The sequence below is a fragment of the Streptomyces pseudoechinosporeus genome, assembly GCF_054783935.1.
This window is the reverse complement of record NZ_BAAGPS010000022.1, coordinates 52,402-62,689: the sequence shown is the minus strand read 5'-3', so window position 1 is coordinate 62,689 and position 10,288 is coordinate 52,402. Positions and strand designations below refer to the sequence as shown.

Below are 10,288 nucleotides of genomic sequence, written 5' to 3'. Positions count from 1 at the left end.
TGACCATCCTCATGCGGCGCAGACTCGCCCGCGCCCACGCGCGCACAGCCCCGAAATGATCAGTTCGCGGACAGGCACTTAGGTGGCGGCAACATGGCGCATACCCACCGCATATCCGCTGTTTCCCAGCGCTGGCACGCACCTTGGTGGCAATCTGCTCAACAGCAGACACGCAAAGTACAGGCCGCACGCAGCCGGAGGTGCACGTCCCGTGGCGTCCAATGTCAATCCCACCGTCAGGCGACGCCGGCTGGGCCAGGAGCTGCGCCGGCTCCGAGAGCTCAAGGGCATGACCGCCGAAGAGGTCGCCGAGCGCCTGCTCGTCTCCCAGTCGAAGATCAGCCGCCTGGAGAACGGACGGCGCAGTATCAGCCCGCGCGATGTCCGTGACCTGTGCGGGGTGTACGAGGTCGAGGACCAGAGAATGGTCGACGGCCTGATGGAAATGGCCAAGGCCTCGCGCCAGCAGGGCTGGTGGCACGCGTTCGGAGACATCCCGTACAGCGTCTACATCGGCCTGGAGACGGACGCCGAATCGCTGCGGGTCTACGAGCCCCAGATCGTCACCGGACTGCTCCAGACCCCCGCGTACGCCGAAGCCATCGTCCGCGGCGGATCGCCCGAGTCCTCGGACGCGGAGATCGAGAAACGCGTCCAGGTCCGGCTGCGGCGCCAGGAGCGCATCAACGCCGAGAAGAACCCGCTGCGCCTGTGGGTGGTGCTGGACGAGGCCTCGCTGCGCCGGGTGGTCGGCGACAACAACGTGATGCGCGAGCAGTTGGAGCACCTCAACGAGATGGCCCAACTCCCCCATATCACCGTGCAGATACTGCCGTTCGACGTCGGCGCGCACTCCGGTCTTGCCGGGCAGTACGCGATCCTGGAGTTCGCCGACGCGGCCGATTCGAGCGTGGTGTACATCGAGGGTGTCACCAGCGACCTGTATCTGGAGAAGGCGCCGGACGTGCAGAAGTACAGCCTCATGTACGAGCATCTGCGGGCCCAGGCTCTCAACCCCGAACAGTCGCGGCAGATCATCGCCGACATCGCGAAACAGTACGCCCACGGAGACCGCGTGAGCTGAAGGGCGCAGATTGTAGACCTCGGCGTGCCTTAGCAGAAGGCCTGGATGGCATATTCCATCCAGACGAGTGAACGGCTCCTCCGGACGAGGAAGTTGGCGAGTAGCGTCGATCACGCCACTCGATCAACAAAGTTGGCGCGAACTGCGCTGTGGCCCCAATGGCCCGGTGACCTCGGCCAGCGATTCACCATCGGAGCGAACATGGCAATTCTGCAAGGCGCCACGAAGACGTGGACGAAGTCCTCGTACTCCTCCCCCAACAGCGCGTGCGTCGAGGTCAAGTCACCCACCACCTCGGCCCTCGCCGTCCGCGACTCCAAGGCCCCCGAGGGCCCGACCCTGGCCTTCCCGGCCGAGGCATGGAGTGTCTTCGTGACCTCGGTCAAGCAGTGAGACCCGAGAGTCCCTGACCCTCGGCCACCACTGGCCGGACCAACTCCATACGCACCACAGCAAGAGCCCTCTCGACTGGCCGCCGTCACCAGCCGAGGGGGCTGCATTTTCGCTTGGTGAACCTGATCGCGGAACTTCGGGCGGAGTCGAACGGGATACCTCTCCCAAACTGACGCTCCATCAGCTACACCGGACCCATGACAGACGACGCGACGCACGCAGACGAAACCCGCAGCCACATGTATGCCGAACTGGCCGCCGTCGGCCCCTACGGAGCCGACCTCGGGCACGCGCTCATCACCATGGTCGAGCCGCATCCCGGCCGGGAGCGCGAGTACAATCGCTGGTACGAAGACGACCACTACATCGCGGGCGCGATGGCCATGCCGTGGATGTACGCGGGACGTCGCTGGGTCGCCACGCGGGACCTGCAACTCCTGCGCTACCCCCAGACCTCCTCCGTCGCGCAGCCGGTGACGGCAGGGTGCTACATATCCGTCTACTGGATGACCGCAGGCCGCTACGCCGACCACATGCGATGGACCGTCGGCATCAACAAACGCCTCAACCGCGACCACCGTGTCTTCCAGGACCGCACGCACGTCTTCACCGCGTTCCAGGACCACGCGGCGACCGTCTACCGCGACGGCGACCACGGCCCGCGTGACGTCCACGCCCTCGACCACCCCTTCGCCGGGCTCGTCGTCCAGGTCATCGACGCCGACTCCCCCGGCAGGCGCGGCGAACTGCTCGCGTGGCTGCGCGACGACCACCTTCCGAAACGGCTGGCGGGCTCGCCTGCGGCCATGGTGACCGTCTTCACGCCGACGCCGTTGCCCCTGGACCGGATGACCTACGTCAAGCAGGTCGAGGGGGTCGGGACCCGGCTGACCCTGTTGTGGTTCCTCCAGCACGATCCCCGCGACCACTGGCTCGACCACTTCGCGGACCTGGACACGGCAGTGGCGGCTTCGGGGCTGGGCGACGTGCAGTTCGTCGCACCGTTCATACCCACGGTGCCTGGGACGGACCGTTACGTGGACGAGCTGCGGTGAGCCCGCCGGCGACTGCCGCCACCGGAACCAGGTCTGGGGCCCGCGGTTGCTTCAGCGGCGACTGTGTATGCCTTGAATGGCACTGGCACGGTGCCACTCCGGAGAACTTCATGGCTCACCTGGCCATGTGGGAGGGGATCGGCAAGTCCGACGGTTCGGAGACCGAGTGGGGCGACCACGTCACCGATGCGGAGTACAACAGCCGGAAGTGAGAACCGCATAGCGCCGGTCAAGAAGCCCGCGCCAGGATTCAGTCGGGGAGAGGTTCGGCGTAGTGGCGGAAGGCGTCGCGCTTGTGGTGGATGTCGTACAGGCGCTGGGCCAGGGCGTCGGGGCTGCTGTGTTCGGCGTCGGGCCGGATGGCGCCGGGGACGATCAGCTGGGCGACGTGGATGTTCTGCGGGGCGAGGGTGTCGTGGAGCATGCGGGCGTAGGCGCTCTCGGCGGCGAAGGCGATGGAGGTGCCGGCCACGGCGGGGTTGGGGCGTGCGGCGCTGGCGCCGTTGACGAACAGCAGGGTGCCGCGGCCGAGGTTGCGCATGCCGGGCAGGACGGCGTTCACGGCCGCGACGGGGCCCTTGACGGAGAAGGACAGCGGCGCGTCGAGGTCGTCGGCGCTGGTGTCGAGGACCGGCTTCATGAAGTCGGCGCGGGGCACGGGGCTGTACTGGAGGATCTCAATGGTCCCCAGGGCGGCCGCGGCCGCATACAGGGCCTCGTTCAGTGACTCGATGTCGAGCACGTCGGCGGTGAAGCCGCGGGCCTGGATGCCGTCGCGGGCCAGCTCGGCGGACAGTCCCTCCAGTTGCTCGGCGTTGCGGGCGATCAGGGCGACGGCGTGGCCGGCGGCTCCGAAGCGGCGGGCGGTGGCCAGCCCGAGGCCGGGGCCGGCGCCGATGAGGGCGAACGTGGTCATGGTGAGCCCTTGAGTGAGTGGGTGTGGTGGATGAGTGGCGGGGCTGGACGCCGACGGCGTCCGGCCCCGGGGTCGGGTCAGGGCGTGAGGAGGGTCTTGATGGCGCGGCGCTCGTCCATCGCCTGGTAGCCCTCGGCGACCTGCTCCAGGGGCAGGGTGAGGTCGAAGACCTTGCCGGGGTTGATACGGCCGTCGAGGACCCGCTGGATGAGGTCGGGCAGGTAGTCGCGTACCGGGGCCGGGCCGCCGCGCAGGCCGACGTGGGAGAAGAACAGTTCCTGGCCGTCGATCGCCACGTCGTGGGGGACGCCGACGAAGCCGACGTTGCCGCCGGGCCGGGCGGAGTGCAGGGCCTGCTGCATGGCCTCGGGGGTGCCGACGCACTCCAGTACGGAGTCGGCGCCGACACCGTTCGTCAGCTCCTTCACGCGGGCGATGCCTTCCTCGCCGCGCTCGGTGACGATGTCGGTGGCGCCGAATTCGAGGGCCAGCTTCTGCCGCGGCTCGTGCCGGCTCATCGCGATGATGCGCTCGGCGCCGAGTTCCTTGGCGGCGATGACGCCGCACAGGCCGACCGCGCCGTCTCCGACGACGACGGCGGTGGAGCCGGGCTTGACCTCCGCGGCGACGGCGGCGTACCAGCCGGTGCCCATCACGTCGGACACGGCGAGCAGGCTGGGCACGACATCGTCGGCGGGCAGATCGGGGGTGGCGACGAGTGTGCCGTGCGCGTTGGGGATACGGACGTACTCGGCCTGACAGGTGCTCATGAACTCGCGGCGAGCACAGTTGGACTGGTAGCCCGCCTGGCAGTTCGGGCAGGCGTTGTCCGAGGTGGCGAAGGAGCCGACCACGAACTGTCCCGGCTTGACGGAGGTGACCTCGCTGCCGACCTCCTCGACGAAGCCGACGTACTCATGACCCATCGGGTGGGGTTCGTCGACGGGCTCGATGCCGCGGTAGGGCCACAGGTCCGAGCCGCACACGCAGGTGACGGCGGTACGGATGACCGCGTCGGTCGGGTTGACGATTTCGGGCGCGGGGACGTCCTCGACCCGGATGTCGCCAGGGGCGTGAATGATGGTTGCGCGCATGATGCCTTCTTGCGTGGAGTGCGTGGAGGGTGTCGCCGCGTCAGTGCGGCGGCAGCTGTGCGGATTCAGGCCGTCGCGTGCCGCTGCTGGGGAAGGTGACGTCCGCTCTCACGTCTTTTCTCGCCTCCTCCGTGCAGCACCCGGAATTTCGATGGCGTCATTTCGATGGCGTCCGGAAAGGAAACCGGTGGGCTGGGGTCGACTCATCGGCGGAGTGTTTTCCGGTGGCCGGAGCCGGTCTCCGGTCGCGTCAATGAGCTTGCCACTGTCGCGCGCGCCCGCAAAGGGGAGGGTTCCATCCTGGGAGCACATCATCCAGGGAGAAAACTCTCCCCCTCTTCCCACCGTGGCAACGGCGCCATCCGCAGTAGGCCGCTCTCGTCCGTGAACTGTCGGCAGCGGACCGCCACTTCAGCAAGTGATCGACTCGGCTGACAGTCCGCGAGGCGGCGCGAATGACCGGGGCGGAAAGGTATCCTGGGATAAATTCGGCCCCCTCACAATGTAATGGTTTCATGCGACAGTTACTCGCATGGACAGCAGCGTACATTTGAAGGAGCTGGGTGAATTCCTCAAAGCCCGGCGAGCGGAGTTGAGTCCGCGCACGGTCGGGCTGCCGGAGACCGGCGCGCCACGGAGAGTGCCCGGCCTGCGGCGGGACGAGGTCGCCCGGCTGGCCGGGCTCAGCAGCCTTCACTACACCCGCCTGGAGCAGGGGCGCGTAGGGCCGTCGGCGGCCGTGCTCGCGACGCTCGTCCGCGTCCTGCATCTGAACGACGAACAGCGGGATCACCTGTTCGCGCTGGCCGGCAAGGTGGGGGTCAAGGTCTGCCGGCGGCCGGCGCAGAAGGTTCAGCCCCAGGTGCAACGGTTCCTGGACGACATCCCGTTCACCCCGGCGCTGGTGCTGGGGCGGTATATGGACATCCTCGCCTGGAACCCGCTGGCCGCCGCCCTGTTCACCGACTTCTCCCACATGCCGGGGAAGAGGCGGAACTTCATCCGGCTCCTCTTCACCGAGCCCGCGGTGAGGGCGCTGTACCCGGAGTGGGAGCGCGTTGCCCATGCCTGCGTCACGCAGTTGCGGATGGAGGGCGCCAAGTGCCCTGGAGACGCGCAGCTCGTCGAACTGGTGGGTGAACTGTCTGTGGTGGACGCCGACTTCCGGCGATGGTGGGGTGCCGAGCACGCCACGGCGCTGGGCGTGGGAACAAAGACCCTGCGGCATCCGCTCGTCGGGGAGATCACCCTCGACTGGGACGGCTTCATCTGCACCACCGACGCCGAGCAGCAGCTGGTGATCTGGACCGCCGAACCCGGTACGGCATCGCACGACAGCCTGCGTCTGCTCTCGTCCTGGACGGCTCAGCCGGCCGCACGTGCGTCCGACGCCCCCTGACACGGCTCACCGTTTCTGTCGGACCGGGAGTCGACAGCCCGACGCGTGCGTCAGCGGCCGCGAAATTCGTGAATCCTGCATCTTTCCCGTCCGCCGATCACCGCCCCACACTGTCGTGCTTGCGTTCTGCGGTTTTCCTCTGTCGGGAAACGGAGCCGAATACCCCCTGGGAGAAGAACATCCAGGGAGAAAACTCTCCCTCCCACGACTGATGCCGGCGATGCGAGACTGCCCGGCGTGACCGACCGCGGGCCTCGCAGCACGTGCGAATTTCTCAGTGCCCGGTGGTGATGACGTCACGGGATTCGCCCCGTTCCTGCCGCTGCGCAGGCCAGGAGCCCCCGCCCGCCGAGTCCGAAAGCGTATGTATGTCCTCCACTGAGTTCACCGATCCAGATGTTCCGCCCCCCACCGACTCCACCGAGTCCCCGACAGCGCCGACCCGGCGCACCTTCATTGCCACGACCACTGCCGTCGGTGGTGCCGTCGTCGCCGGCGGCATCATCGCCGGATCGACTTTCATCGATGCGGAGGGTGCGGAAGCCGGCGAGGCCGCACCCTCCAGCCGCGTCTCGCTGACGGTGAACGGCGCTCGGCGCACCGTCACGGTCGACAACCGCACCTCGCTCCTCGACCTGCTGCGGGAGCACTTCGGTCTCACGGGCTCGAAGAAGGGCTGCAACGCCGGCGCCTGCGGGGCGTGCACCGTGCTGGTCGACGACCGGCGGGTCAACTCCTGCCTGACCCTGGCGGCCCGTCTGGAGGGTGCCGAGGTCACCACGATCGAGGGCCTGGCGAAGGGCGACGAACTGCATCCGCTGCAGCAGGCGTTCATCGACCAGGACGCCTTCCAGTGCGGCTACTGCACGCCCGGCCAGATCGTCTCCGGCATCGGCTGCATCAAGGAGGGCCATACCGGTTCGCCGGAGGAGATCCGGGAGTTCATGAGCGGCAACATCTGCCGCTGCGGCTGTTACGTGAAGATCGTGCGCGCGGTCGAGCAGACCGCGGGCCGGAAGTAAGGAGCCGCTGACATGTATCCCTTCTCCTACACCAAGGTCTCCGACACCCGTGAGGCCCTTGACGCGGGCCGGAACGGCGGACGTTACATCGCCGGCGGCACCACGCTGGTCGACCTGATGCGCGAGACCGTCGAGCGCCCCGAGACGCTGGTCGACATCAGCGGCCTGCCGCTGCGCGAGGTCACCGTCACCGAACGCGGCGGGCTGCGCATCGGCGCCTTGGTGCGCATGGCCGAGGCCGCCGCCCACCCCAAGGTGCGTTCCCTGTTCCCGGTCGTCTCCGAGGCGCTGGAGCTGAGCGCCTCAGCTCAGCTGCGGAACATGGCGACCATCGGCGGCAACATCATGCAGCGCACCCGGTGCACGTACTTCCGTGACGTGAGTGCCGACTGCAACAAACGCGACCCCGGCTCCGGTTGCGCGGCCCTGCACGGCGTCAACCGCACCCATGCGATCCTCGGCACCTCCGACGACTGCGTGGCCACCCATCCCTCCGATGTGGCCGTGGCGTTCGCGGCGCTGGAGGCGCAGGTGCATCTGCTGGGCCCGGACGGGGAGCGCCAGGTCCCCTTCGCCGACTTCCTGCTGCGACCGGGCAGCACCCCCAACCGTGAACAGGCCCTCCGCCGGGGCGAGCTGATCACCGCCGTGGAGATTCCTGCCCTGCCGCGTCCGCTGAAGTCCGGCTACCTGAAGGTGCGCGACCGGCAGTCCTACGAGTTCGCGCTGACCTCCGCCGCGGTCGCACTGCATGTACGGGGCGGAGTGATCCGGGACGCGTACGTCGCCGCCGGAGGCGTGGGCACCGTCCCGTGGAAGCTCCCTGCCGTCGAAGAAGCCCTCGTCGGTGAACGCCCCTCCGACCGGCTGTGGGCCGAGGCCGCCGGCCGCGCCGCGGGCGGGGCCCGGCCGCTGCAGCACAACCGGTTCAAGGTCGAACTGCTCCAGCGCACCGTCGAACGCCAGCTGCGCACCGTAGGAGACAGCAAATGAGCCCCCAGCCGCAGGCAGCCGTCGGCGCGCCGCTGTCCCGGGTGGACGGCCGGCTGAAGGTCACCGGCCAGGCGCTGTACGCCGCCGAACACGACATCAAAGGCGCCGCGCACGCGGTGATCGTCGACGCCGCCATCGGCCGCGGCCGCATCACGTCCATCGACACCGACGCCGCCCTGGCCCACCCGGGCGTGCTCAAGGTGATCCACCACCGCAACGCCCCGAAGCTGCCGTACCGCGACAACCCCGGGTCCAACAACCCGCCCGGCCGGCGGCTGCGGGTGTTCCAGGACGACCGGGTGCTCTTCCACGGCCAGCCGGTCGCCGTCGTGGTGGCCACCAGCCTGGAGGCCGCCCAGCACGGGGCCAGCCTGGTGAAGGTCGGCTACGACGCCGAACAGTCCTCGACCGACCTGGCCGAGGCCGAGCCGGGCGAGCCGACCAACTATGCGCGCGGCGACGCGGAGGCCGGTCTGCGCTCCTCGGCCGTGCGGCTGGACCTGACGTACCGGCTGGCGCGCAACCATCACAACCCGATGGAGCCGCACGCCACCCTCGCCCGCTGGGACGGCGACCGGCTGACCGTGTGGGACAAGACCCAGTGGGTGATGGGCACCCACGACGAGCTCGCCGCCGTGTTCGGCCTGCCCGCGGACGCGGTGCGGGTCATCAACCCGTTCGTCGGCGGTGGTTTCGGCAGCGGGCTGCGGTGCTGGCCGCACACCGCCGTCGCCGCGCTGGCCGCGCGGGAGACGAAGCGCCCGGTCAAGCTGGTGCTCAGCCGCCGGCAGATGTACTTCGGCACCGGCTTCCGGCCCTCCTACGCGTACCGGCTGCGCCTGGGCAGCGACCGGCGCGGTCGGCTGACCGCGGCCATCCACGGCATCGACGCCGAGACCTCCTCGTACGAGACGTTCACCGAGGCCATCCTGGGCGCGGGGCAGATGACCTACAGCATGCCCCACGTCAGCCAGGCGTACCGGCAGGTGCCTCTGGATGTGAACACCCCGATCTGGATGCGCGGCCCCGGCTTCGCCACGGCGTCGTTCGCGATCGAGTCGGCCATGGACGAGCTCGCGCACGAACTGGGCGTCGACCCGATCGAGCTGCGGCGGCGCAACGAGCCGGACGAGGACGAGTCGAGCAACCTGCCCTGGTCCACCCGCCGGCTGCGCGAGTGCTACACGGTCGGCGCCCGTGAGTTCGGCTGGCACCGTCGCTCGTCCCGGCCGCGTGCGCGGCGCGAGGGCGACTGGCTGATCGGCCTGGGCATGGCCGCCGGTGTGTACGACCCCGGGCGTTTTCCCGCGCAGGCCCGGGCCCGCCTGGATGCCGACGGCACCGCGGTGGTGGAGGCGGCGACCAGTGACATGGGGCCGGGCACCTACACCTCGCAGACCCAGGTGGCCGCGGACGCGCTCGGGCTGACCATGCGCACGGTGACCTTCCGGCTCGGCGACTCGCTGTATCCGCCGACCGGCCCGCACGGCGGCTCGGCGACCATGGCCAGCGTCGGCACCGCCGTTCTGGACGCCTGCGACCAGGTGCGGCGGCAGGCGGTCAGGCTGGCCGTCGAGGACGAACGGTCGCCGCTGTACGGGGTGGACGCCGATGAAGTCGTCGTACGCGGCGGCCGGCTGCATGTGCAGGGCAACCCGGCGCGCGGTGAGACCTACCAGCGGCTGCTGGCCCGCAACGACCGCTCCCGCCTGGAAGCACGTGGTTCCTACGCCGGGCCGCCGGCTCCCGCGCGGCGCTCCTACCACGCCTACAACGCCACCTTCGCCGAGGTCGCCGTGGATGCGACCCTCGGGCTGGTGCGGGTGCGGCGGATGCTCGGGGTGTACGACGCGGGGCGCATCATCAGCCCCAAGCTGGCGGACAGCCAGGCGATCGGCGGCATCGTGGGCGGTATCGGCGCGGCCCTGCTGGAGCACACGGTCACCGACCACCGCGACGGCCGGATCGTGAACGCCAACCTCGCCGACTACCTCGTGCCCGTCAACGCCGACGTCCCCGAGGTCCGGGCGATCTACCTGGACGGCGAGGACAACGACGGCAACGCGCTCGGTGTCAAGGGGCTCGGCGAGGTCGTCCAGGTGGGTGTGGCGGCCGCGATCGCCAACGCGGTCTTCAACGCCACCGGCCGACGGGTCCGTGAACTGCCCATCACCGCCGAGGCACTTCTCTGAGCCGAGGCCCGATGCGAGCACTCCGGGCGGCCGGTTTCGTGGTGAGACGGCCGCCCGGGGTGCTCACCCGACCGTTCGGCGGCTGACCATGCCCGGCCGCCGGACCCCCGGGCCGCCGCCGTGTCACTCCCCCCGACGAC

At 69.3% G+C, this 10,288-nt stretch carries 9 protein-coding genes; 7 read left to right on the top strand and 2 right to left on the bottom strand.

Going from position 1 to position 10,288, the window contains the following annotated elements:
- Positions 1-211 precede the first annotated feature (211 nt).
- From ACYVO6_RS23440 to ACYVO6_RS23430, 3 genes are all read left to right on the top strand, one after another.
- Complete coding sequence (locus ACYVO6_RS23440) at positions 212-1,084, top strand: helix-turn-helix domain-containing protein (RefSeq protein WP_461064166.1); 873 nt, start codon at positions 212-214, stop codon at positions 1,082-1,084.
- Positions 1,085-1,285: 201 nt separating this feature from the next.
- Positions 1,286-1,477 (top strand): DUF397 domain-containing protein, encoded by a 192-nt coding sequence (locus ACYVO6_RS23435; protein ID WP_461064164.1) that lies wholly within the window; start codon positions 1,286-1,288, stop codon positions 1,475-1,477.
- Between the two features lie 197 nt (positions 1,478-1,674).
- Positions 1,675-2,532, top strand: a complete 858-nt coding sequence (locus ACYVO6_RS23430) for a hypothetical protein (protein WP_461064162.1) — start codon at positions 1,675-1,677, stop codon at positions 2,530-2,532.
- A 250-nt stretch (positions 2,533-2,782) separates the two neighbouring features.
- On the opposite strand, the gene ACYVO6_RS23425 is transcribed toward ACYVO6_RS23430, so the two are convergent.
- Positions 2,783-3,448 carry an SDR family NAD(P)-dependent oxidoreductase gene (locus tag ACYVO6_RS23425; RefSeq protein WP_461064160.1) on the bottom strand — a complete coding sequence of 222 codons (666 nt, stop codon included), beginning with the start codon at positions 3,446-3,448 and terminating at the stop codon, positions 2,783-2,785.
- A 77-nt stretch (positions 3,449-3,525) separates the two neighbouring features.
- Positions 3,526-4,542 (bottom strand): zinc-dependent alcohol dehydrogenase family protein, encoded by a 1,017-nt coding sequence (locus ACYVO6_RS23420; protein ID WP_461064158.1) that lies wholly within the window; start codon positions 4,540-4,542, stop codon positions 3,526-3,528.
- A 532-nt stretch (positions 4,543-5,074) separates the two neighbouring features.
- Here ACYVO6_RS23420 and ACYVO6_RS23415 point away from each other — a divergent pair.
- The 4 genes from ACYVO6_RS23415 to ACYVO6_RS23400 all read left to right on the top strand — a co-directional run bounded on the left by ACYVO6_RS23415 (position 5,075) and on the right by ACYVO6_RS23400 (position 10,148).
- Complete coding sequence (locus tag ACYVO6_RS23415; RefSeq protein WP_461064156.1) at positions 5,075-5,941, top strand: helix-turn-helix transcriptional regulator; 867 nt, start codon at positions 5,075-5,077, stop codon at positions 5,939-5,941.
- 368 nt (positions 5,942-6,309) lie between these two features.
- Positions 6,310-6,963 (top strand): (2Fe-2S)-binding protein, encoded by a 654-nt coding sequence (locus tag ACYVO6_RS23410; protein ID WP_461064154.1) that lies wholly within the window; start codon positions 6,310-6,312, stop codon positions 6,961-6,963.
- A gap of 12 nt (positions 6,964-6,975) precedes the next feature.
- Complete coding sequence (locus tag ACYVO6_RS23405) at positions 6,976-7,956, top strand: FAD binding domain-containing protein (protein WP_461064152.1); 981 nt, start codon at positions 6,976-6,978, stop codon at positions 7,954-7,956.
- Complete coding sequence (locus ACYVO6_RS23400; protein WP_461064150.1) at positions 7,953-10,148, top strand: xanthine dehydrogenase family protein molybdopterin-binding subunit; 2,196 nt, start codon at positions 7,953-7,955, stop codon at positions 10,146-10,148. Before ACYVO6_RS23405 ends, ACYVO6_RS23400 begins: the two co-directional genes overlap by 4 nt.
- The last annotated feature ends 140 nt before the right edge of the window (positions 10,149-10,288 follow it).

Excerpts from the sequence above, each read along its gene's own strand:
- ACYVO6_RS23410 (WP_461064154.1), top strand. The coding sequence starts at position 6,310 with ATGTCCTCCACTGAGTTCACCGATCCAGATGTTCCGCCCCCCACCGAC.
- ACYVO6_RS23405 (WP_461064152.1), top strand. The coding sequence starts at position 6,976 with ATGTATCCCTTCTCCTACACCAAGGTCTCCGACACCCGTGAGGCCCTT.
- ACYVO6_RS23415 (WP_461064156.1), top strand. The coding sequence starts at position 5,075 with ATGGACAGCAGCGTACATTTGAAGGAGCTGGGTGAATTCCTCAAAGCC.
- ACYVO6_RS23420 (WP_461064158.1), bottom strand. The coding sequence starts at position 4,542 with ATGCGCGCAACCATCATTCACGCCCCTGGCGACATCCGGGTCGAGGAC.
- ACYVO6_RS23400 (WP_461064150.1), top strand. The coding sequence starts at position 7,953 with ATGAGCCCCCAGCCGCAGGCAGCCGTCGGCGCGCCGCTGTCCCGGGTG.
- ACYVO6_RS23430 (WP_461064162.1), top strand. The coding sequence starts at position 1,675 with ATGACAGACGACGCGACGCACGCAGACGAAACCCGCAGCCACATGTAT.
- ACYVO6_RS23435 (WP_461064164.1), top strand. The coding sequence starts at position 1,286 with ATGGCAATTCTGCAAGGCGCCACGAAGACGTGGACGAAGTCCTCGTAC.
- ACYVO6_RS23425 (WP_461064160.1), bottom strand. The coding sequence starts at position 3,448 with ATGACCACGTTCGCCCTCATCGGCGCCGGCCCCGGCCTCGGGCTGGCC.